At 72.4% G+C, this 22109-nt stretch carries 20 protein-coding genes; 7 read left to right on the top strand and 13 right to left on the bottom strand.

The genetic code is table 11. The features are described from left to right. Positions 1-664: 664 nt before the first annotated feature. Complete coding sequence (gene nucS, locus IE313_RS18030; RefSeq protein WP_189933372.1) at positions 665-1336, bottom strand: endonuclease NucS; 672 nt, start codon at positions 1334-1336, stop codon at positions 665-667. Positions 1337-1604: 268 nt separating this feature from the next. On the opposite strand from nucS, the gene IE313_RS18025 reads away from it, so the two are divergent. Further along, a complete protein-coding gene (locus IE313_RS18025) occupies positions 1605-1997 on the top strand; it encodes an SCO5389 family protein (RefSeq protein WP_189933370.1) in 393 nt (130 codons plus the stop codon). Positions 1998-2117: 120 nt separating this feature from the next. Here IE313_RS18025 and IE313_RS18020 read toward each other — a convergent pair whose 3' ends face one another. Then, positions 2118-3152, bottom strand: coding sequence for an LLM class flavin-dependent oxidoreductase (locus IE313_RS18020; protein ID WP_189933368.1), 1035 nt, complete (start codon positions 3150-3152; stop codon positions 2118-2120). A 225-nt stretch (positions 3153-3377) separates the two neighbouring features. On the opposite strand from IE313_RS18020, the gene IE313_RS18015 reads away from it, so the two are divergent. After that, on the top strand, positions 3378-3719 hold the full coding sequence (locus IE313_RS18015; RefSeq protein WP_189933366.1) for an Rv1322 family protein: 342 nt from the start codon (positions 3378-3380) through the stop codon (positions 3717-3719). 44 nt (positions 3720-3763) lie between these two features. Here the strand turns inward: IE313_RS18015 and IE313_RS18010 are convergent, their stop codons facing one another. The 7 genes from IE313_RS18010 to mce all read right to left on the bottom strand — a co-directional run bounded on the left by IE313_RS18010 (position 3764) and on the right by mce (position 13615). Next, complete coding sequence (locus tag IE313_RS18010; RefSeq protein WP_189933364.1) at positions 3764-4603, bottom strand: ABC transporter permease; 840 nt, start codon at positions 4601-4603, stop codon at positions 3764-3766. Then, entirely contained in the window at positions 4600-5889 is a 1290-nt protein-coding gene (locus IE313_RS18005) for an ABC transporter ATP-binding protein (protein WP_189933362.1), read from the bottom strand. The genes IE313_RS18010 and IE313_RS18005 overlap by 4 nt, the downstream gene beginning before the upstream one ends. 202 nt (positions 5890-6091) lie before the next feature. Further along, entirely contained in the window at positions 6092-6859 is a 768-nt protein-coding gene (locus IE313_RS18000; protein WP_189933360.1) for an ABC transporter permease, read from the bottom strand. Between the two features lie 19 nt (positions 6860-6878). After that, on the bottom strand, positions 6879-7862 hold the full coding sequence (locus tag IE313_RS17995) for an ATP-binding cassette domain-containing protein (protein ID WP_189933358.1): 984 nt from the start codon (positions 7860-7862) through the stop codon (positions 6879-6881). 177 nt (positions 7863-8039) lie between these two features. Beyond that, positions 8040-8975, bottom strand: a complete 936-nt coding sequence (locus IE313_RS17990) for a coiled-coil domain-containing protein (RefSeq protein WP_189933356.1) — start codon at positions 8973-8975, stop codon at positions 8040-8042. Positions 8976-9156: 181 nt separating this feature from the next. Next, complete coding sequence (gene scy / locus IE313_RS17985) at positions 9157-12846, bottom strand: polarized growth protein Scy (protein ID WP_189933354.1); 3690 nt, start codon at positions 12844-12846, stop codon at positions 9157-9159. A 319-nt stretch (positions 12847-13165) separates the two neighbouring features. Then, on the bottom strand, positions 13166-13615 hold the full coding sequence (gene mce, locus IE313_RS17980) for a methylmalonyl-CoA epimerase (RefSeq protein WP_189933352.1): 450 nt from the start codon (positions 13613-13615) through the stop codon (positions 13166-13168). Positions 13616-14061: 446 nt separating this feature from the next. On the opposite strand from mce, the gene IE313_RS17975 reads away from it, so the two are divergent. After that, positions 14062-15264 (top strand): acetyl-CoA C-acetyltransferase, encoded by a 1203-nt coding sequence (locus IE313_RS17975; protein ID WP_189933350.1) that lies wholly within the window; start codon positions 14062-14064, stop codon positions 15262-15264. A gap of 110 nt (positions 15265-15374) precedes the next feature. Further along, on the top strand, positions 15375-16331 hold the full coding sequence (gene meaB / locus IE313_RS17970; protein WP_189933349.1) for a methylmalonyl Co-A mutase-associated GTPase MeaB: 957 nt from the start codon (positions 15375-15377) through the stop codon (positions 16329-16331). 162 nt (positions 16332-16493) lie between these two features. On the opposite strand, the gene IE313_RS17965 is transcribed toward meaB, so the two are convergent. The 4 genes from IE313_RS17965 to IE313_RS17950 form a co-directional block, all read right to left on the bottom strand. Further along, positions 16494-16970, bottom strand: coding sequence for a MarR family winged helix-turn-helix transcriptional regulator (locus IE313_RS17965; protein WP_189933347.1), 477 nt, complete (start codon positions 16968-16970; stop codon positions 16494-16496). Positions 16971-17101: 131 nt separating this feature from the next. Continuing rightward, a complete protein-coding gene (locus tag IE313_RS17960) occupies positions 17102-17899 on the bottom strand; it encodes an AIM24 family protein (protein ID WP_189933345.1) in 798 nt (265 codons plus the stop codon). Beyond that, positions 17896-18546 carry an AIM24 family protein gene (locus IE313_RS17955; RefSeq protein WP_189933343.1) on the bottom strand — a complete coding sequence of 217 codons (651 nt, stop codon included), beginning with the start codon at positions 18544-18546 and terminating at the stop codon, positions 17896-17898. The genes IE313_RS17960 and IE313_RS17955 overlap by 4 nt, the downstream gene beginning before the upstream one ends. Position 18547: 1 nt before the next feature. Continuing rightward, entirely contained in the window at positions 18548-19186 is a 639-nt protein-coding gene (locus IE313_RS17950) for an AIM24 family protein (RefSeq protein WP_229924737.1), read from the bottom strand. A 212-nt stretch (positions 19187-19398) separates the two neighbouring features. On the opposite strand from IE313_RS17950, the gene IE313_RS17945 reads away from it, so the two are divergent. From IE313_RS17945 to IE313_RS17935, 3 genes are all read left to right on the top strand, one after another. Then, a complete protein-coding gene (locus tag IE313_RS17945; RefSeq protein ID WP_189933339.1) occupies positions 19399-19743 on the top strand; it encodes a DUF3817 domain-containing protein in 345 nt (114 codons plus the stop codon). Further along, positions 19740-20033: an MTH1187 family thiamine-binding protein gene (locus IE313_RS17940; protein ID WP_189933337.1), complete on the top strand. Its 294-nt coding sequence runs from the start codon at positions 19740-19742 to the stop codon at positions 20031-20033. The genes IE313_RS17945 and IE313_RS17940 overlap by 4 nt, the downstream gene beginning before the upstream one ends. 195 nt (positions 20034-20228) lie before the next feature. Then, a complete protein-coding gene (locus IE313_RS17935; RefSeq protein WP_229924736.1) occupies positions 20229-22076 on the top strand; it encodes a glycosyltransferase family 2 protein in 1848 nt (615 codons plus the stop codon). The last annotated feature ends 33 nt before the right edge of the window (positions 22077-22109 follow it).

Below are 22109 nucleotides of genomic sequence, written 5' to 3'. Positions count from 1 at the left end.
CGAGCGCACGACCCTGCGCCGGCGCGCAGTTGCGCGCCGGCGCCCTGCTTGCTGCATCCGAGCACGGGCTCCGGCCCCCGCGCACACCGGTCACGGAACCCGGGTACCGGCTCCGGCACCCGCACACCGGCCACGGCACCGGGATACCGGCTGCACCGCAAGCGGGTCGTCTCCGGCGGCGCTGCCGTCCTGCGCGGCTGTCCTGCGTGACCGTCCGGCGTGGCCGTCCTGCGCGGCCGTCCGGCGTGCCGGTCCGCCCGCGCGGTCCCGCGGTCCGGGTGCGCGGCCCCTCGGTTCGCCCACGTAGCCCAGCGGTCCGCCCACGCGGCCTCGCGGTCCGGGCGCGCTGCCGTCCCGCGGTCCGGGAATGCGGGCGTCCCGCGGTCCGGGCATGGGGTCGTTCGGCGCGGCGGCGCCCGCGGGGGAGCCCCGGCCTGCTCCCCGGACCGGCGCACGCCGCGGCCCCGAGACGCACGCGCACCTGCCGCGCGGACGACTACGCGCCCTCACCGTGCGCCGATGGGTGCCGGGGCGAGATGCCTTACGGAGACGCCTTACGCGCGCGTACGGGACGCCCGAACACGGTGAGCCTCGTCCAGGACTCCGACAGATGCCGTACGCGCGCGTGTTGCCCTTTCCCGTACGCGCCGGGTCCGGGGGTGGCTCAGAAGAGGCGGAGCTTGTCGTCCTCGATGCCGCGCAGGGCGTCGTAGTCCAGGACGGTGCAGCCGATGCCGCGGTCCGTGGCCAGCACCCGGGCCTGCGGTTTGATCTCCTGGGCGGCGAAGACGCCGCGCACCGGAGCCAGATGGGGGTCGCGGTTGAGCAGCTCCAGGTACCGCGTGAGCTGCTCGACCCCGTCGATCTCGCCACGCCGCTTGATCTCCACCGCGACGGTGCCGCCGTCGCCGTCCCTGCACAGGATGTCCACCGGGCCGATGGCGGTCGGGTACTCGCGGCGGACCAGGGTGTAGCCCTCGCCCAGGGTCTCGATCCGGTCCGCGAGCAGCTCCTGGAGGTGTGCCTCCACGCCGTCCTTGATCAGGCCCGGGTCGACGCCGAGCTCGTGCGAGGAGTCGTGCAGGACCTCCTCCATGGTGATGATGAGCTTCTCCCCTGTTTTGTTGACGACGGTCCAGACACCGGCGTCATCCCCCGTACCCTCCTTGAGGGTGCAGGGCGGGGACATCCAGTTGAGGGGTTTGTAGGCCCGGTCGTCCGCATGGATCGAGACACTGCCGTCCGCTTTCACGAGGATCAGGCGGGGTGCCGACGGGAGATGGGCGGTGAGCCGGCCCGCGTAGTCGACGGAGCAGCGGGCAATGACGAGACGCATGGTCGGCAACGCTACTCGACACCGGCCCCCGTGGGCGATTCGCCCCGGCCCCCCAAGCCGCCGCCGGCCTTCCGGATGCGGGCGCCGGTGCCGGGTGCCCTTGTTGCCCCGTTCACCGGTGGCCGGTTGTACGTGCCTTCTCCTGGTGCAGGCGGGACGGGATGCTTACCGTGTATGCACGAGGTCGCGATTCGTGCACGCTGCGTATCCGGACTTCTTCCCTGTCCGTCAGCCCCCGTGTCAGCGCGGGGGTGCGAGAGGAGAACCCATGTCGCTCGACGTCTCACCGGCCCTACTAGAACAGGCCGAGCGAGGCGAGGTCGACGAAGCAGCCTTCGTCGACTGCGTCCGGACCTCCCTGCCCTACGCGTGGGAGATGATCAGCTCTCTGGTGGCCCAGCTCAAGGTTGACGGCGGCGAGTTCGCCGACAACCAGACGCCTCCGCCGGACGAGCAGGCACGCGGCCAACTGCTGCGTGCACTCGCGAGCGACGCCATACGCGGCGCGTTGCAGCGGCACTTCGGTGTGCGCCTTGCGTTCCAGAACTGCCATCGGGTCGCCGTGTTCCCGCTCGATGCCGCCGTGGACGAAAGGCTGGCGCGGTTCACCTCGATCCGCGGTCAGCTGCTCAACCAGTCGCCGGAGCTCCGCGACTGCTGACGCGCACCCGCCGCTCCGGGCGATCGCCCGGGCCCGGAGCGGCGGCCCCCGGAGCCGCAGCGGCGGCCTCGGGGCCCGTACAGCGCCCCCGGCCGTGGGTTTCGGTCCTCCGGGACGCGCTCAGGCAAGCTGGGGAAGCACCTCCGCGCCGAGCCGCCGTACGTTCTCCTCCGTGCTCGACAGGTCGCCGGAGCCCTCCGCGAGCAGGGCGAAGCGGCTGATACCGGTGCGCTGTGCGGTCGCCGCGAGCCGGTCGGCGCACAACTCGGGCGTGCCCACCGGGTGGAGCCCGCAGAGCAGTTCGGTGTAGGGGAGCGGATCGCGCATCGGGCGGGGGCGGCCGTCGACCGTGACGTGCGCGCCGAGGCCCTGCCGGAACCAGCCGGGCATGGCCCGCAGCAGGGTGCGCTCCGCGTCCGCCGTGCGGTCCGCGATCTGCACGATGCCCGCCGACACATGCCCGGCGGCCCTGATCTCCTCGTCCGACCGCCCTGTGGCGTGCGCGTGCGCACGCCACAGGGCGACCATGCCGGCCTTCTCCTGGTCGTCGCAGTGCATGCCGAGCAGCATCGGCAGTCCACGCTCAGCGGCGAGCCGCACGCTTCCCGGCGAGGTGCAGGCGACGAGGACCTCGGGGCCGGGGGACGGGACGGGACCCGACGGCTCCGCGGCCCGGGGCACGACGGACACCTCCCGGAACGCGTAGTGCGCACCGTCGGCGGCCACACGCGGCTCGCGCAGCCAGCGCAGCAGCAGGTCCAGGGACTCGGGGAACCCCTTCTCGTAGGCCTCGACACCCGTCCCGAAGACTTCCAGGTCCACCCAGGGCCCGCCGCGTCCCACGCCGAGCGAGAAGCGGCCGCCGGAGGCGATGTGCAGCAGCGCGGTCTGCTCGCCGAGGGCCACCGGGTGCAGCGTGGGCAGCACGCTGACGGCGGTGCCGACCTGGATCCTGCGGGTGCGGCCGAGCAGCAGGGCGGCGAGCGTGGCCGCGGACGGGCACGTGCCGTACGGGACGAAGTGGTGCTCGGCGAGCCAGACCGCGTCCAGGCCGGACTCCTCGGACACCTCCGCGGTGCGCACCGCGCGGTGCAGCGCCTCCCCCTGCCGCTGGCCGGGGTACTGGCCGGCCAGGACGAATGTTCCTACACGCATCGCATTCCTGCCTTCCTGGCACCGACGCGGCTCCCCCAAGGCAACGCTGCCGCTACCGGCAACAACGCTTGACACGTGCCAAAGGCACGGCCTGGGGCGTCGATTGGCTGATTTACCGCTCAATAGGAAAGATGCCCGTGTTGGCGAGATCCTCGGCTGCCGCACGGTGACGCGTACGCTGAAGGCAGGCCGTGAAACCGCTCCGTACTGCCCGTGAGGTGTGCCGTGTCCCCGCGTCGAAACCGCCCTTCGTCCCGCCGGGCCGAGGACTCGGCAGGCAAGCGCGCGGCGACGGAGCCCGGCGACAGGTACGGCGGCTACCAGCGCACGGAGAGCTGGCAGGGCGACGACTGGAGCGTGCGCCATGTCGCCGGGGCAAGTGCCGCGGGCAAGACGTACCGGTGCCCCGGATGCGACCAGGAGATCGCCTCCGGGGTGCCGCACGTGGTGGCCTGGCCGGAGTACGCGGGGGTGGACGAGCGGCGGCACTGGCACAAGGCGTGCTGGAACGCGAAGGACCGCCGGGGCACGCGCGTCCAGCGGTCCCGCAACGCTCCCCGGTACTGAGGCGGGCCCGGCTGCTGCGCCCCGCGGCGCCCCGCCCCGCGCGGCTACACGTCGCGGCGTTCCAGGAGGGCGAATGCCGTGGCGACCGCCACCGCCGTGAGGGCGGCGAGCACCCACAGTTGTGCGGTGCCGCCGTCAATGCCCTTGTCGATGTGGAAGATCTTGGCGAGGGCGTTCGGGGCGTTGTACTCCATCATCTTGTTGCCGATCGGCCGCGTGCTGTGGGGGATCAGGAGGAACGCGGGCAGGATGGCCGGCACCAGCACCAGCGCGAGCACCGTCGTGATCGCGCCGGCCGAGTGCCGCAGGATCGAGCCCACCGCCAGCGCGAGCACTCCCAGCAGCGACACGTAGAGGGAGCCCTTGAAGACGGTGTCGAGCCAGTCCCGGTTCGAGCTGTCGTTGTGCAGCCGGGACGTCACGAGGCCCACGAGGCCCACCGAGAGCACCGACACCGCGAAGGCGACGCAGAAGAAGACCGTCATCTTGGCGGCCAGCACCCGGTGGCGCTGCGGTGACGCCGTGAACGTGGTGCGGATCATGCCGGTCCCGTACTCGGAGGAGATCACCAGCACGCCCAGCGTGATCAGGCAGATCTGCCCGAGGATCAGCCCGAAGAACGCGGGGATCGTGTAGGGCATGTCCACGTAGTCGGTGTCGTGGGTCTTCGTGGCGACCAGCAGCCCGATGCCGACGACCAGCACCAGGTAGATGCCGAGCGTCCACACCGTGGACCGCAGCGACCGGATCTTCGTCCACTCCGATGTGATCGCATGCCCCAGATGGGTGCGCCGGATCGGGATCGGCGAGGTGTACGAGGTCTCCGGCGCCGCCTGCCGAACGGCCCCCGGGGACGGTGTCCGCGGCGTCGGCTGCGCTGTCATCGGCGGTCCTCACTGTCGCGCTCGGTCGTGTCGTGGGCGGGGGCGCCTGCGGGGGGAGCACTGGCGGGGGGAGCGGGTGGCGCGGCCGCGCTCGGCTCTAGCCGGCCCGCGCCGGGTGCCTGCACCCCATACGCCTGCGGAGCGACCGAGCCCTGCGCGCCGTACCCGGCAGGCCCGGTGCGCCCGGCCCGGCCACCGCCGTCCTGCCCGTACCCGTCGTCCGCCGGCCGGGGCATGGCGAAGGGCGTGCCGCCCCGCTGGGGAGGCGGCGGGGCGTACCAGCCGGGCTGCCCCTGGCCGGCCGGCGGCACGACGGGCAGCGGCTGCATCCCGGGCGGCAGCGGCTCCTGGAGGCCCGAGCGCCGGTCGGCCGTCGAGCGGTAGTCGACGACGCCCTGCGTCATCCGCATGTACGCCTCCTCCAGGGATGCCTGGTGCGGCGACAGCTCCCAGAGGCGGACGTCCGCCTCGTGGGCGAGGTCGCTGATCCGGGGCAGCGAAAGACCGGTCACCCGCAGGCTGCCGCCCGCCTCGGGCAGCACCTGCCCGCCCGCCCCGGTCAGCGCAGCCGTCAGCTTCTCGCGCTGCTGGGGCTCGATGGCGGGGACGCGGACCCGGGCGAAGTCGGCGGAGTTGTGCGAGATGAAGTCCTTGACGCTCATGTCCGCGAGCAGCCGGCCGCGGCCGATCACGATCAGGTGCTCGGCGGTGAGTGCCATCTCGCTCATCAGGTGCGAGGAGACGAAGACCGTGCGGCCCTCGGACGCCAGCAGCTTCATCAGGTTGCGCACCCAGAGGATGCCCTCCGGGTCCAGGCCGTTGACGGGCTCGTCGAAGAGCAGCACCTGCGGGTCGCCGAGCAGCGCCGCCGCTATGCCCAGGCGCTGGCCCATGCCGAGCGAGAACCCTTTGGAGCGCTTCCTGGCCACGTCCTTCAGGCCCACCACCCCCAGCACCTCGTCCACCCTGCGCTCGGGGATGCCGGACAACTGGGCGAGGCAGAGCAGGTGGTTGCGCGCCGACCGGCCGCCGTGCACCGCCTTGGCATCGAGCAGCGCCCCGACCTGGCGGGGCGCGTTGGGCAGTTTGCGGTACGGATAGCCGCCGATGGTGACGTGCCCCGCGGTGGGCCGGTCCAGGCCGAGGATCATGCGCATGGTCGTCGACTTGCCGGAGCCGTTGGGCCCGAGGAACCCCGTCACGGTCCCGGGCCGCACCCGGAAGGAAAGGTCGTCCACGGCCGTCTTGGCGCCGTAGCGCTTGGTCAGGCCGACTGCCTCGATCATGCTCCGCACCCATCGACAGATCAGGTCGTCGGGGCGCACGCCCCATGAGGCTTAGGAGCTTAGTAGGGGGGCCCGTGGTTCCACCGGGAGCGGGCCGCCTGGGAGACGCGCCGCGGGCGGCGGGGCCCGTGGGGCGCGCCCCGGCCCGCCGCCCGTCCCGGCACCGGCTGCGGCGCCCGGCGCCGGCGGCGGGGGCCGGCCCCTACGCGTCCCGCCTCTTGAGGAGCAGGAAGCCGCCGGCCAGTGCCGCGAGCACCCACAGCACCATGATGCCGAGGCCGCCCCAGGGGCCGTAGGGAGTGGGGTCGAGCAGCGGTGACACCCGCAGGATCCTGTTCCCGGCCTGGTCCGGGAGGTAGCGGCCCACCTTCTTGGTCGCGGAGACGTTGCCGAGGATGTTGGAGATCAGGAAGAAGAACGGCATCAGGATGCCGAGCGAGAGCAGCGGGCCGCGCAGCATCGCCGCCACGCCCATGGAGAACACCGCGATCAGCGTCATGTAGAGCCCGCCGCCGAACACCGCCCGCAGCACTCCCGGGTCCCCGATGTGCGCGCGGTACGGTCCGAGGACGGCCTGCCCGAGGAAGAAGGCGGCGAAACTGGTCACCATGCCGACCGCGAGCGAGAGTCCGGCGGCCACGGCGATCTTGCCGAAGAGGAACGTGCCCCGCTGCGGCACCGCCGCAAGCGAGGTGCGGATCATGCCGGTGCTGTACTCGTTCGACACCACGAGCACCCCGAAGACGATCATCGCAAGCTGGCCCAGGCTGGTCCCCGCGAAGCTGATGAACGTGGGGTCGAACGTGAGCTGCTCCTCGGCGCTCATGCTCGCGAAGTCCCGCCGCGACAGATAGCTGATCAGCATGCCCAGGGCGACCGTGACGACCGCGGCCACGGACAGCGTCCACACGGTCGACGCCACCGTCCTGACCTTGGTCCACTCCGACCTCATGACCTGTACCGACCTCATGACCTGCACCGCCGGCATCTCAGCGGCCCTTCCGGGGCTTCCAGTCCGCACCCCACGCGGCCCCGTCCCGTGCGGCTTCCGCCGGCCCGCCCGGCTGACCCGGGTGGGAGTGGTACTCCACCGACCGGGCGGTCAGCCGCATGAACGCCTCCTCCAGCGAGGCCCGCTGCGGGCTGAGCTCGTGGAGCACCAGCCGGTGCGCGGCTGCCAGTTCGCCCAGCCGTGCCGCGTCGCCCTCCGCCACCTCCAGCGCGCCGTCGGGGGCCCGTGCCACGGCGATGCCCGCGGTGTGCAGCACATCGAGCAGCCGCTCGACCTCCGGGGAGCGCAGCCGGACGTACGACCGCGAATGCCGGCGGATGAACTCCTCCATCGGCAGGTCGGCGAGCAGCCGGCCCTGCCCGATCACCACCAGGTGCCCCGCGGTCAGCGCCATCTCGCTCATCAGATGGGAGGAGACGAAGACGGTGCGGCCCTCGGCGGCGAGCGACTGCATCAGGGTGCGGACCCAGTGGATGCCCTCCGGGTCCAGGCCGTTCACCGGCTCGTCGAACATCAGGATCCGGGGATCGCCGAGCAGTGCCACCGCGATGCCCAGGCGCTGGCTCATGCCCAGCGAGAACGACTTCACCTTCTTCCCGGACACCGCCGTCAGACCCACGGTCTCCAGGACCTCGTGGACCCGGCGGGTGGGGACTCCGTTGCTCTGCGCCAGGGCCAGCAGATGGTGGAACGCGCTGCGTCCGCCGTGCGCGCCCCTGGCCTCCAGCAGGGCGCCCATGTCCTTCAGGGGCTCCCTGATCCGGTCGTAGCGTCTGCCGTCCACGGTCACCCGGCCGGACGTGGGTCTGTCCAGGCCGAGGATCAGGCGCATCGTGGTGGACTTCCCCGCGCCGTTCGGGCCGAGGAATCCGGTGACGACTCCCGGGCGGACGGCGCAGGTCAGGTGGTCGACGGCCACCTTCTCGCCGTATCGCTTGGTGAGCGCCACCATTTCGATCATGCCCCCACGCTAAGGGGGCTCGCGGCCACCGGCGCGCTGGCGTTCCGGCGTGCCGCGCTTTGTTCCTCCCTTTACCGGTCAAGGGGCAATGCCCGGCGACGGGCGAAATACCGGCCATGGACAAAAAACAGTGCCCCGTACCGCCGCAGCGGTACGGGGCATCCGAATGCCAAAGGGTCAGCGGCTCTGCTGGGCCGGCACCCCGCGGGACACCGGCTCGTCGTCCGCCGGCACACCCGTCGCGGCCACGGCCGCACCCGTGAGGGTCGCCAGCATCTCCCGCACGTTGGTGAGCTGGGCGTTGATGGAGTCGCGCCGGTTGGTGAGCGCCGCGAGCTCCCGCTCGGACTCGCTGCGGATGCGGTCCGCCTTGGCGTTCGCGTCGGCCACGATGTCCTCGGCCTGGCGCTGCGCCGTCTCCACCGTCTGCCGGGCGCGGCGCTCCGCGTCGGTCCGCAGCTTCTCGGCCTCCAGACGCAACTGCTCCGCCCGGTGCTCGATCTCCGCCAGCCGCTTCTCGGCCTTCGCCTGACGCGACGCCAGGTCCCGCTCGGACTGCTCCCGGCGCTTGGCGAGGTTCGTCTCGAAGTCGGCGGCGGCCTGCGCGGCCTTCGCACGGGTCTCCTCGAAGAGGGCGTCCGCCTCCTCGCGCTTGGACTGCGCGTCCTTCTGCGCCTCGGAGCGCAGCGCACTGGCCTCGCCCTTGGCCTTCTCGACGATCCGCGCGCCCTCGTCCTCCGCCTTGGCCTTGCGCTCCGCGGCGAAGGACTCGGCGTCGTTGCGCACCTGCTGGGCCGCCGACTCGGCCAGCTCGCGGTGCTGTTCGGAAGCGCGCCGGGCCTCCTCGCGCAGATCCTTCGCCTCTTCCTCGGCGAGCCGGAGGATCTTCTCGACGCGGGCGCCCAGACCGGCGTACGACGGTTCGGAGTCGTTGATCGCGGCCTGAGCGTTCTGCGTCTCGAGGTGGAGCTCTTCGATGCGCTTTTCCAGAGCGGTGATGCGGGCGAGGGCGCCGTCACGATCGGAGACGAGCTTGGAAATCCGTTCGTCCACCTGAGCGCGGTCGTACCCACGCCGCACAAGCTCGAAGCCATAGGGGGAAGTGTCGCTCATGGGGTTCCTGTCGAATGAGACCGGTGAGGTGATAGAGGGAATCCTAGGGGTCCAAACGGCGTGGCATCGAGCAGATGCCCGTTTGATCTGGAGATTGACACCCCTTTTGGGTGGGGAACCGCCGCACCTCTTGCCAGCGGAGCCCCAAGGGTCCCTATAACCACAGAAGTTACCCGCCTGGCTAGCTTTCCTTCGACTTGCCACTCGAAGGAGTTGCACCCGCTCCTGCGGCCGCTTTGACCCCCGAGCCACCCGCACCGCCGCCCGAGCCCGACTTGCCGCTGCCGGAGGCCGGAGCCTCGAAGGACTCCAGCGCCTCCAGCACGTCCTGCACCCGGGAGATCTCGGCGTTGATGTCCTCGCGGCGGCGGGCCAGCACGTCCAGTTCGTGCTTGCCCTCCGTGACGATCCGGTGCGCCTCCGCCTCGGCCTCGCTCCTCATCCGCTCGGCGTCGCGGGTCGCCTCGGCGTTCTTCTGCTCGGCCTCCTTGATCAGCGTCTCGGCCTTCTTGACCGCGGCGATGCGGATGCTGCTGGCCTCGGAGTTGGCCTTCGCCAGCAGTTCCGACGCCTTGGCCTCCGCCTCGGCGCGCTGCTCCTCCGCGGCCCGTACCAGTGCGTCGCAGCGCTCGCCCGCGGACTTCATCGCCTCCGCCGACTCCCGCCGGGCCCGGTCGTGCAGCTTCTCGATCTCGCTGGTGATCCGCTCGCGCAGCTCCTCGGCGCGCTCCCGGATGGCGGTGGCGTCCCGGCGCGCGCCGACCAGCAGCTCGTCGGCGTCCGCGCGGGCCTTCTCCACCAGCGAGTTGCCCTCGATGGTCGCCTCGGAGACCAGCCGCTCGGCCTCGCTGCGGGCCGCACCGACCATGGTGTCGGCCTGCGTCTCGGCCTCCGCCGTGGTGCGCTGCGCGGCCTGCTGGGCCTGGGCGGTGAGCTTGTCCGCCTCCGCCGCGACCTCGGTGATGAGGGTGTCGGCCTGCTCGGCGGCCTCGGAGCGGCGCTTGTTGGCGTCCTTGCGCGCCTCGTCCAGCAGCCGGTCCGCCTCCTCGCGGGCCGCGGTGGTGACCCGCTCGGCCTCCGCGGCCGCCTCCGTCCTGACGCGCTCCGCCTCGGTGCGGGTGCGCTCGGCGTGCTGCTGCGCGGAGCCGAGCGTCTCCGCGGCCTCGGCACGCACCCGCTCCGCCTCGCCGGTGGCCTCCGCGATCAGCTTGTCGGCCTGCTCCGCGGCGTCGGACCTGCGCTTGTTGGCGTCCTCGCGGGCCTCGGTGCGCAGCCGGTCGGCCTCGGCGATCGCCTCGTTGACGGTCCGTTCGGCGAGCGCCTTGGCGGCGCCGGACTCCTCCTGCGCCTCGCGCCTGATGCGGCTCGCGTCCTCGCCGGCCCGCTCCCGCTCGGCATAGGCGTCGGAACGGACCCGCTCGGACTCCTCCTGCGCCTCGGCACGGAGGCGTTCCGCGGCGTGCTCCGCCGCCGACCTGAGCCCGGCGATCTCCTCCTGGGCCTGTTCGTGCAGCCCGGCCACCGAGTCCCGCACCGACTGGGCGGTCTGCTCCGCGGCGGAGACCAACTCGCCGGCGCGCCGGTCGGCCTCGTCGACCAGCCGCACCGCCTCCGCCTGGGCCTCCGCCACCCGCTTGCGCGCGGAGGCCAGCAGGTCCTCGCTCTGCTCGCGGGCCCGTTCGCGCTCCTGGTCGGCCTCCGCGCGGGCCGAGCCGAGCAGTTCCTCGGCCTCGCGGCGCCGCCGCGCGGCCTCCTCCTGGGCGGCCGACAGCGCCTCGGCGGCCTCCGCGCCGACCCGCTCGGCGGCGGCGGCGGCCTCGCTGCGGATGCGGTCCGCGGAGTCCTGGGCCTCCGACTTGAGCTGCTCGGCCTCCGCGGCGGCCTCGGAACGCAGCCGCACGGCGATGTTCTCGCCCTCGGCACGGGCCGCCGACGCGTCCGCCGCGGCCTCCGTGCGCAGCCGTTCCGCCTCCGCCTCGGCCTGCGTCTGGAGGGTCCTGATGCGCTCGGCCGCCTCGGTGCGCAGCCGGTCCGTCTCCTGCGCGGCCTTGCTGCGCAGCCGTTCTGCCTCGTTGCGCGCGTCCTTCAGGGCCTGCTCGGCGGCGGTCAGCCGTTCCTCGGCCTCGGCGTGCTTGCGCGCCACCTCACGGTCGGACTCCGCCTCCCGGGCCGCGATCGCCCGCGCGGTCTCCTCCTGCCGCTCCCGTGCGGCGCGGTCCGCCTCCGACCTGACCTTCTCGGCCTGCTCGGCGGCCTCCGTGCGCTGCCGCTCGGCCTCGGCGCGGCTGCGCTCCATCGCCTCGTCGGCCTGCTTGCGCAGGGCGGTGGCACGCTCGATGGCGTCGGTGCGCACCTTCTCCGACTCGGTCCTCGCGGTGGTGCGCATCTCGTGCGCGTCGGCCTTGGCCTTGGTCAGCAGCTCCTCGGCGCTGTTCGCCGCCTCCTCGATCTGCTGCACGGCCTCGCGGCGCGCCTCGCCGCGGATCCGCTCGCCCTCGGCCACCGCCTCGGCACGCAGTTGCTCGGCCTCGCCGCGCAGCCGGCGCGCCTCTTCCTGGAGCTCGACCGTCTTGGCGCGGTACTCCTTGGTGTCGTCCTTGGCGGCGCCCTTGAGCTGCTCGGCGATGTCGTGCGCCTCGGAGCGGAGCCGGTCGGCCTCCTGCTCCGCCTCGCGGCGGATCCGCTCGGCCTCCTCGGCGGCGGCCTTGGTGGTCGCCTTGGCATCGTCGGACGCCTTGGTGACCACCTCCTCCGCGGTGTGCGCGGCCTTGGCCAGTTGGGAGGCGGTCTCCTCCGCGGTGACCGTACGGGCCTTCTCGGCGGCCTGGGCGATCAGCTTCTCGCCCTCGGCCCTGGCGTCGGCGACGAGCTGCTCGGCCTCCGCCTTGCCTGCCTCCGCCTCCTTGGTGGCCTCGGCGACCAGCCGCGCGACCTGCTCCTTGGCCGTACGGGTGCGCTGCTCGTTGGTGGCCTCGGCGCCGGCGATCCGCTTGGCCGCCTCCTCCTTGGCCTGGGTGAGGACCTTCTCCGCGTCGGCCTGGGCCTGCCGAAGGGCCCTCTCGGCCTCGGCCATCCGCTGCTCTGCGGCCCGGCTCAGCTCGGCGGCGCGCCGCCGAGCTTGCTCCGACTCGCTGGCCGTGGAACTGCGCAGCGCCTCCGCGTGGTCGGTGGCCTCCTGGGCCTGGGTTGAGGCGGCGTTCAGCATCCGCTCGGCGTCGGCGCGGGCGCGGCGCAGCAGCGCCTCCGCCTCGGCCCGGGCCGCCTCCGCCTCCTCGGTCAGCCGCTGGCGGGCCTGGGCGGTCAGCCGCTCGGCGTCGGCGCGGGCGGCCGTGATGGCCTGGTCGGCCTCGGCCCTCGACTCGTCCAGGAGCCGGCGGGCCTGCTGCTCGGTGCGGGCGCGGAGTTGCTCGGCCCAGGCGACGTTCTCGTTGACGTGGGACTCGACGGTGGCGCGGCGCTCGGCCAGCTCCTGGTCGAGCTGCTGGCGGCGGGAGACGGCCTCCGCGTGCAGCTCCGCCTGCATCCTGGCCTGCTGCTCCGCGTGCTCCTGGAGGATGCGCTGGGTCTGTGCGCGGGCCTCGCGCAGCTCGCGCTCGGCGTCGGCGCGAAGCTGGTCGGCCTGGGTCTGGGCATTGCGCAGCATCTGCTCGGCCTGGTAGCCGATGTCGCCGCCGTCGTAGGCGGGACGGGTCGCCAGAGCACGGCGCGCCTCGTGCAGCTTGGCGCGCAACACCTCGACCTGATAGCCGAGGTCCTCGGCGTGCTGGACGGCCTTCTCCCGCTCGGTCTTCAGCCGCTCCATCTCGGCCTCGAACCGAGAGAGGTGGTCGACCTCAGCCCGCTCTCGCTCCTGGCGTTCGTAGCCCCGCACTATGCGGTCCCATCCGTCCCATGGTCGCAAGTTCTCCGAACGAGCCCCGCCCGTCCGACCGGACAGGGCCCCCGGGGAAATGGTGTCAGATCAACGGCGGAACACGGGCTGGTGCCCCGACGCTCGCCCCCCGAAACCCGGACCCCGGTCGCGGCCGCCACTGGTGAAACTCCAAGCCCGGACGACCGCTGACAACCCTACCGTTCCCGCATTTCCGGTTGGCCTGGCCGAGGGGCTTTTCCGCCGGGCGCACCGCGTACGCCCGCGCCGGGGCACGGCGGGCACGGCGGGCGGCCTGCGGGGCCGGGCCCGCAGGGGGTCAGTGCTCGGGCGGCGCGGCGGGCCGGGCCGGGGCGGACGTCACCAGTTCGGTGAGCACACCGTGACAGTCCTTCGGGTGCAGGAAGGTGATCTGCGAGCCCATCGAGCCGGTGCGCGGGCTGTCGTAGAGGACGCGCACGCCCTTGTCCCCGATGTCCGCGGCGTCGGCGGCGACGTCCGGCGTGCCGAAGGCGATGTGGTGCACGCCCTCCCCGTTCTTGGCGAGCCACTTGGCGACGGCGCAGTCCTCCCGGACCGGTTCGAGCAGTTGCAGGTAGGAGGCGCCGCCGTCGTCCGTGGTGTTGATCCGCAGCATGGCCTCGCGCACGCCCTGCTCCTCGTTGACCTCGGTGTGGTGCACCTCGAAGCCGTAGGTCGCGCGGTAGAACTCGACGGTCGCGTCCAGGTCGAAGCAGGCGATTCCGATGTGGTCGATTCTCGTCAGCATGGCCCACAGTGCAGCGTCTCGGGGTGTGGTTACGCAACGTGCGCGCGATCACACTACCGCGACGATGACGGACGGCGTACCGGCCAGTACATTCAAGTGAACCATCGTTCACTGCCCCTGTCCGCCCCACCGCACCGCGGCCGGGGCCCCGGGGACCCGAGAGCCCGGGAGTACCGATGTCACTCCCGCAGTTGTCGAAGGTCCGTCTGCATCATCTGCCGTATCCGCCCTACTACCCCTCATCCACTCCTCGCCGCATCAGTCGTATGGGCCGTATCGGCCGTACGGCCGTTATCGGCCGTACGGGTGGTCCGCGGGACGCGCGCGGTGGCCGGTCCGGCGCCGCCCGCGCCGTACCCGTCCCGCCACCCGTCCCGCCACCCGGGCGGCCGGCCCGCTCGGCCGGCCGCCGTCTCAGCCGTACGCTGGAAAGGGAATCGCACGTCATGTCTGCAACCAACGGCACCACCTCAGTGATCGTCGCGGGCGCCCGCACCCCGATGGGGCGGCTGCTCGGCTCCCTGTCGCCCTTCACGGGCGCCGACCTGGGCGGCTTCGCCATCAGGGCCGCACTCGAACGGGCCGGGATCAGCGGCGACCAGGTGCAGTACGTGATCATGGGGCAGGTGCTGCAGGCCGGCGCCGGCCAGATCCCGGCGCGGCAGGCCGCCGTCAAGGCGGGCATCCCCATGGACGTCCCCGCGCTCACCGTCAACAAGGTCTGCCTGTCCGGACTCGACGCCATCGCGCTCGCCGACCAGCTCATCCGCGCCGGTGAGTTCGACGTGGTCGTCGCCGGCGGCCAGGAGTCCATGACCAACGCCCCGCACCTGCTGCCGGGATCCCGCAAGGGCTTCAAGTACGGCGCCATCGAGATGCTGGACGCCATGGCGCACGACGGCCTGACCGACTCCTTCGAGGACATCGCCATGGGCGAGTCCACCGAGCGGCACAACGCCCGGCTGCGCATCGGCCGGGCCGAGCAGGACGCCCTCGCCGCGCTCTCGCACCAGCGGGCCGCCGCCGCTCGGGAAGCCGGGCTCTTCGACGAGGAGATCACGCCCGTGCGGATCCCGCAGCGGCGCGGCGAGCCGGTCGTCCTCGCCGCGGACGAGGGCATCAGGGCCGACACCACGGTCGAGACCCTGGCCCGGCTGCGGCCGGCCTTCCACGCGGAGGGCACCATCACCGCGGGCTCCTCCTCGCAGATCTCCGACGGCGCCGCGGCGGTCGTCGTGATGAGCAGGGCGCGGGCCGAGGCGCTCGGCCTCACCTGGCTCGCCGAGATCGGCGCGCACGGCAACGTCGCGGGACCGGACAACTCCCTGCACTCCCAGCCCTCAGGCGCCATCCAGCACGCCCTGAAGAAGCAGGGGCTCACCGTCCAGGACCTCGACCTGATCGAGATCAACGAAGCGTTCGCGGCGGTCCTCGTGCAGTCGATGAAGGACCTGGACGTGTCGTCTGAAAGGGTGAACGTCAACGGCGGCGCGATCGCCCTCGGTCACCCGATCGGGATGTCCGGTGCGCGGCTCGTGCTGCACCTCGCGCTGGAGCTGAAGCGGCGCGGCGGCGGCGTGGGCGCGGCGGGCCTGTGCGGTGGCGGCGGCCAGGGGGACGCCCTGATCGTGCGGGTGCCCGGCGCCTGAGGGCACGCGCCGTCGAGCCAGCAGGCGCGCCCGAGGAGCAGGTCCGCGGCGGGCCTGCGGTGGTGGTACCGCGGCCGCGGCCGCGGGCCGTGCGGACGAACGGAGCTGTGATGCAGGATGTCGCCACGCTGGTCGCCCAGGCCAGGGAGGGCAGACCGCGGGCTGTGGCGCGGCTGATCTCCCTGGTGGAGGGGGCCTCCGGGCAACTGAGGGAGGTCATGGCGGCCCTGGCGCCGCTGGCCGGCCGGGCGTACGTCGTCGGGCTCACCGGATCGCCCGGCGTCGGCAAGTCGACCTCGACCTCCGCGCTGGTGACGGCCTACCGGCGGACCGGGAAGCGGGTCGGTGTGCTGGCCGTGGACCCGTCGTCGCCGTTCTCCGGGGGAGCGCTGCTGGGCGACCGGGTGCGGATGTCGGAGCACGCCTCGGACCCGGGCGTCTACATCCGCTCGATGGCCACCCGCGGCCACCTCGGGGGCCTCGCCTGGGCCGCCCCGCAGGCCATCCGGGTACTGGACGCGGCCGGGTGCGACGTGGTCCTGGTCGAGACGGTGGGGGTCGGGCAGTCCGAGGTGGAGATCGCCTCGCAGGCCGACACCTCCGTGGTCCTGCTGGCGCCGGGGATGGGCGACGGCATCCAGGCCGCGAAGGCCGGCATCCTGGAGATCGGCGACGTCTACGTCGTGAACAAGGCCGACCGGGACGGCGCCGATGCCACCGTCCGCGAGCTCAACCACATGCTCGGCCTCGGCGAGTCCCGAGCTCCGGACGACTGGCGCCCGCCCATCGTGAAGACCGTCGCCGCCCGGCAGGAAGGCGTCGAGGAGGTCGTGGAGGCCCTGGAGAAGCACCGGGCCTGGATGGAGGAGCGCGGGGTGCTCGCCGGGCGCCGGCTGGCCCGTGCGGCGAAGGAGATCGAGACCATCGCGGTCACCGCGCTCCGCGAGCGGATCGGGGACCTGCACGGGGACCGGCGCGTGAGCGCCCTGGCCGAGCGGGTCGTCTCGGGAGAACTCGATCCCTACGGCGCCGCGGACGAGTTGGTGGCGGGCGTCACGCGGCACTGAGCCCGGGCGAGGCGGGGCGTGGGCCCGCCGCGTCCTTCGTGCACCCTTCCCCGCCCCTCGGGGGGCGGGGCTCCCGGGCGCCCGGGAGCCGGCCGCGGGTGTGCGGTGGTCGTCCGAGGCGCCCCGGGTCCGGCCGGGGCACCTCCGCGCCCCTCTCGGCCGTCAGGCGCGGTTGCGCTGGGCGCGCAGGTGCTCCGCGATCGGGGCGAGCGAGGTGTGCAGCTCGGCCAGGGCCTCGGGGGAGAGCAGGTCGATGAAGTGCCGCCGGACGGAGTCGACGTGGTGAGGCGCGGCCTTCCGCATGGTCTCCATGCCGAGGTCGGTGAGCACCGCGTACAGGCCGCGCCGGTCGGACTCGCAGTTCTCCCGCCGCACCAGACCGGCCCCCTCCATGCGGGTGATCTGGTGCGAGAGGCGGCTCTTGGACTGCAGGGTGGCCGAGGCCAGATCGCTCATCCGCATCCGCTGGTCCTCGGACTCCGAGAGATTGACCAGGATCTCGTAGTCGTTCATGGTCAGCCCGAAGGGCTGCAGGTCCTTCTCCAACTGGTAAACCAGCAGCCGGTTGACGTCGAGATGAGTGCGCCACGCGCACTGTTCCGCGTCGGTCAGCCAGCGCGTGGCCGTCTCGGTCTCCATGGAATCGATTCTACCTAAGAAGTTGAAATACGAACGAGTAAGTCGCTGTGATCAGGGGCACCTCCCCTGACTTCGAGCCGACGGGGGAGGGGTGCGCGCCCTCGTCGGCGTCACACTGCGCAGACTACCGCTCACAGCCCGAAGCGACGCTGGAGTCCGCCGAGCTGTCCGGACGGGCGCGACCCCGCCCCCGGCCCGCCCTCCGGCCCGCAGGGGCCGCCGCCGGGCACACCGGCCCCCCGCGCCACCTCCCCGACGGCCCGCTCGGGCATCAGCGTCTCGGTGGACTGCAGCAGCACGGTGCCCGCCCCCACGAACTCGAACTGGTGCTCCTCGCCGGACGCCCCGCCGACCCCCGTCAGCGCCCGCAGCCCGCCGAGCACACCCGTGAGGTACCCGTGGTCGTAGTGGTGGCAGGGCGAGGGGCAGTCGGCCCAGCCGACCAGGGCCTGCGGATCCACCCGGATCGGCGGCTCCATGAAGACCACCGGGCCGTTGGAGGCGGCCACGAACTTCCCCGTACCGATGAGGGTGAGGAAGCCCGGCACGATGGACTGCTTGAGCGAGAGACTTGGCTGAAAAGCGAGCAGATTGCCGGAGCGGATCGTCAGATTGCCGTCGTCGAGGTCGTACGAGTTCACGTCGAAGGCGCGGTCGGCCAGCAGCATCTTGCCGTGTCCCCCGGCCACCACCCAGTCGCTCGCGTGCAGCGGGGAGTGGAAGGACGTGCGCACCAGCCGGTCGAGACGGCCGTGCCCGACGCCGTCGAACTCCACCGTGCCGTAGTAGGCGATCATCTTGCCCTTCTGGAGGAACCACTGGGTGCCGGCCAGTTCCACGCAGAAGGTGTACGCGTTGACGTTGTCGTCGGCGGGCAGGGACGAGGGGTCGTGGACGACGGGTCCCTGGGCGGCCGGGCAACCGCTCACAGCTTTTCCTCCGATGCCTGGACGTACACGGTGCCGGTGCCGGACAGCTCCAGTTGGAACGCCTCTCCTGAGCCCCGCCCCACCATCTCCCGCCAGCCGAGCGCCGCGGAGAGCCTGTTGCGCACCTCGCCGCGGTGGGCGACGTAGGCCTGCGGGTCCACGTGGACCGGGTGGTCCGGTGCGACGGGCAGCTCGACCACACCGCCGTGCGCCAGCACCGCCGCGCTGCCGTGGCCCGCGAGGGTGGTCGTGAACAGGCCCTGGCCGGTCACCTGCCCGCGCACCATGCCCATCACCCCGCCCTGCGAACCCATGAACATCGTGCCCTGCCGCAGGCTCCCGTCGAACGCGAGCAGCCGGTCCGCCTCGACGTACAGGGTCTCGCCGCCCAGGACCATCACCTCGATGTGGTGCCCGCCGTGCCCGAACAGCACCGTGCCACTGCCCTCCACCGTCATCAGCGGGGCGGCCTCGCCGGCCACCCGGCGGCCGAGCATCGACATCAGGCCGCCCTGCCCGCCCCGGATGCTCGGCGTGAAGGACACCTCGCCCCGGTAGGCGAGCATCGCACCGCGCTGGCTGTAGACGGTCTGCCCCGGCAGCACCGTCGCCTCCACCATCTTCGGGTTGACCGCACGGAAGGGCATCTCACACCTCCCCTGCGAAGGTGGTGCGCTCGCTGGGCTGCACGTACACCAGGCCCTCGCCCTCGAAGCGGATCTGGAAGGCCTCGCCGCCGCCCTCGCCGAGGAAGGTGCGGAAGGTCACACCCGACTGGAAGCTCTGCCGTACGTTCCCCTGATGGGCGACGTACGCGCCGGGGTCCACCGTGAGCGGGTGGCGGTCCGAGACCCGCAGCGCCACCGCGGGCCCCTCCGACATGATCGCCGCCTGCCCGTGGCCCTCCACGGTGGTGGTGAACAGGCCGCCGCCCTGCGAGGCGCCGCGCAGCCCGGTGAAGGTGGTGCCGGTGCGCAGACCCGCCTCGGTGACCAGCAGGTTGCCCGACTCCACGTGCAGCCTGTCGCCGGTGAGGCGCACCAGGTTGATCTCCGTGGCCCGGTCCGCGAACCAGCAGGTGCCGTGTCCCTTCACCTCCATCACGGACAGTTGCTCGCCGGTCAGCCGGCGGGTCACCATGCCGCGCAGGCCCTCGCCGCCGCCGGTCAGCTTCTTGAAGGTCATCCGGCCGTCGTAGGCGACCATCGAGCCGCTCTTCGCCCTGACGGCGTCCCCGTCCAGCTCGACGGCCAGCATCCTGCTGCCCTGGAGTCGAAACACAGCCACGTGCCCGACCGTAGCGGTAGCGGACATCCCGGCGCAGGACTGCCGTCGGGATCAGGACCCCTGCGCGCGGCCGCGGAACGGGTCTGCGTCAGAATGGGCATGCTTGTGCCCGTATTCACAAGAACGCTTCCCGGACCCGGCGCCGGCCGGGCCCCCGGAAATCCGGCACCCCGGCCCGCCGGGCCGGTCGCACTCCTCATCGAAGGTGACCCGTGGACCTCAAGACCGCCACCGCACTCCGCCGCCTGAGGCTGGTCTCCGCACCGGAGGCCGTCTCCTTCCTGCTGCTGCTCGTCTGCTCGGTGCTCAAGCGGACCACCGACTTCAACGCCGTCCCGGTCATGGGCTCCGTCCACGGCGTGCTGTTCATCCTGTACGTGCTCTTCTGGCTGGACGCCTGGAAGCGTGCCAAGTGGTCGAAGGGCACCGGCATCCTCTACTTCGTGCTGGCCGTCCTGCCGACCGGCGGCTTCTTCGCGGAGCGCAGGCTCAGGCGGGAGTTCCGGGACGCCGCGATCGCCGACCGGGCGCGCCGCGAGGGAGTGGTGAACGCATGATCGTCGCCTTCTCGGTGACACCGCTGGGCGTCGGCGAGGACGTCGGCGAGTACGTCGCCGACGCCGTCCGGGTGGTCCGCGAGTCCGGCCTGCCGAACCGCACCGACGCCATGTTCACCTCGATCGAGGGGGAGTGGGAGGAGGTGATGGACGTCGTACGGCGGGCCGTCGCCGCCGTCGAGGAGCGCGCGCCGCGGGTCTCCCTCGTCCTCAAGGCCGACATCCGTCCCGGTGTCACCGATGCGCTCACCTCCAAGGTGGCGGCCGTGGAGCGGCACCTCTCGGCGTAGGCGGGCGGCCCGCCGTCCCGAGCCGCCGCGGCTCCCGCCCGGGACCGCTGCCGCTCCCGCCCGCAACGCCGGGGCTCCCGCCCGGCAACGCGGCTGCCCCGGCCCGCCGGAGGCACCCCCGCACGGACCCTCCTGGTTCGACAGTGGCCGTGATGTCCCTTTTCGTGGATGTAGCGGCTCTTTCGACACCACCACATGGAGGGCGCTGTGCGGCCGGAGGGCTACGACTACGACACCCACAGCACGCTCGCAGGACCCCTCACCGAGCCGGACGAGGACCCCTACCGGGTCCGTTACCGCTCGCTGCTCGCCCAAGAGCCCCACCGCGTCCGCGCCGTCCTCCTGATGGCGCTGGCGCCGGTGCTCACCGGGGTCCTCCTCGTCTACCTCGTCTGGCCCACGCACTGGACCGAGCGCGACGGCTCCCAGCCGTGGCTGACCGTGCTCGACATGGCGATGCTGGCCATCATCGGCCTCATCGAGCTGTTCATGCTCGTCAACGTGCTGTCCATCGCGCACGCCACCCTCGTCGCCCGCGACCCGATAGCGGTCGTCCCCGAGGAGGGCACACGGGTGGCCTTCCTGACCACCTACGTGCCCGGCAAGGAACCGCTGTCCATGGTCCGCGCCACCCTCCAGGGCGCCGTGCGCGTGCGGCACGCCGGGGCGCTCGACGTGTGGCTGCTGGACGAGGGCGACAGCGACGAGGCCAAGGACCTGTGCGCCGAACTCGGCGTCCGGCACTTCTCACGCAGGGGCGTGCCCGAGTGGAACCGCGCCAAGGGCCCCCACAAGGCGGGCACCAAGCACGGCAACTACAACGCCTGGCTCGCCCTGCACGGCCGCGACTACGACTACTTCGCCTCCGTCGACACCGACCACGTACCGCTGCCCAACTTCCTGGAGCGGATGATGGGCTACTTCCGCGACCCGGACGTCGCCTTCGTCGTCGGGCCCCAGGTCTACGGCAACTACGACTCGGCCGTCACCAAGGCCGCGGAGTCGCAGCAGTTCCTCTTCCACGCCCTGATCCAGCGGGCCGGCAACCGCTACCGCGCACCCATGTTCGTCGGCACCAACAACGTCGTCCGCATCCCGGCCCTGCTCCAGATCGGCGGCCTGTACGACTCGATCACCGAGGACATGGCCACCGGCTTCGAGCTGCACCGCCGCAGGAACCCCTACACCGGGCGGTTCTGGAGGTCCGTCTACACCCCGGACGTGCTGGCGATAGGGGAGGGCCCGGTCACCTGGACGGACTTCTTCACCCAGCAGATGCGCTGGTCGCGCGGCACCTACGAGACGCTGCTCAAGCAGTACTGGAGGGCGCCGTTCACCATGCCCGCCGGACGCTGCTTCTCGTACACGCTGATGCTCGTCTACTACCCGATGACCGCCGTCAACTGGCTGCTGGGCATCGTTAGCTGCGTGCTGTTCCTGTGGTTCGGCGCGTCCGGGACGCAGGTCGCGGCGTCCGTGTGGCTGATGCTCTACAGCGACGCGGCGGCGTTGCAGATCGGCCTGTACCTGTGGAACCGGCGGCACAACGTCTCGCCGCACGAGCCGGAGGGCTCCGGAGGTCTGGCGGGCATGGTGATGTCCGCGATGTCGGCGCCCATCTACGCCAGGTCGCTGTGGAGCGCGGTGCTGCGCAGGCCGAGCCGGTTCGTCGTCACGCCCAAGGGCGGCACGGGCGGCGCCGACCGGATCATGACCTTCCGTATCCACCTGTCCTGGGCGGCGGTGCTCGTCGCCTCCCTCGCCGCCTCCGTGGTGCTGCACCACACCCATGCGGCCATGCGGACCTGGGCCTGCCTGGCCCTCGCCGTCTGCTTCGGACCGCCGGCGATCTGGCTGGGCGGCCTCGTCGCGGCCCGTCTGCGCCGTCCGGCCCGTGCCGTCGCCACCGCCGTGCGCACCCCTGCCGCGACCGCGGTACCGGCCCCCGAGCCCGAACCGGAGCCGCTGCACCCGCTCACGCCCGTCAGCCGGGTGGGCGGGGCGGCGACGAAGGTCAGCGGCTCGACGACGGGAGGCAACTAGGGAACCGGCATGGACGGGGCCCCGGCCCGCCGA

This window comes from Streptomyces sulfonofaciens, from assembly GCF_014656295.1.
In the GTDB taxonomy this organism is placed as follows: domain Bacteria; phylum Actinomycetota; class Actinomycetes; order Streptomycetales; family Streptomycetaceae; genus Streptomyces; species Streptomyces sulfonofaciens.
The sequence above is the reverse complement of the archived record's forward strand: the minus strand, read 5'-3'. Positions and strand labels throughout refer to the sequence as shown.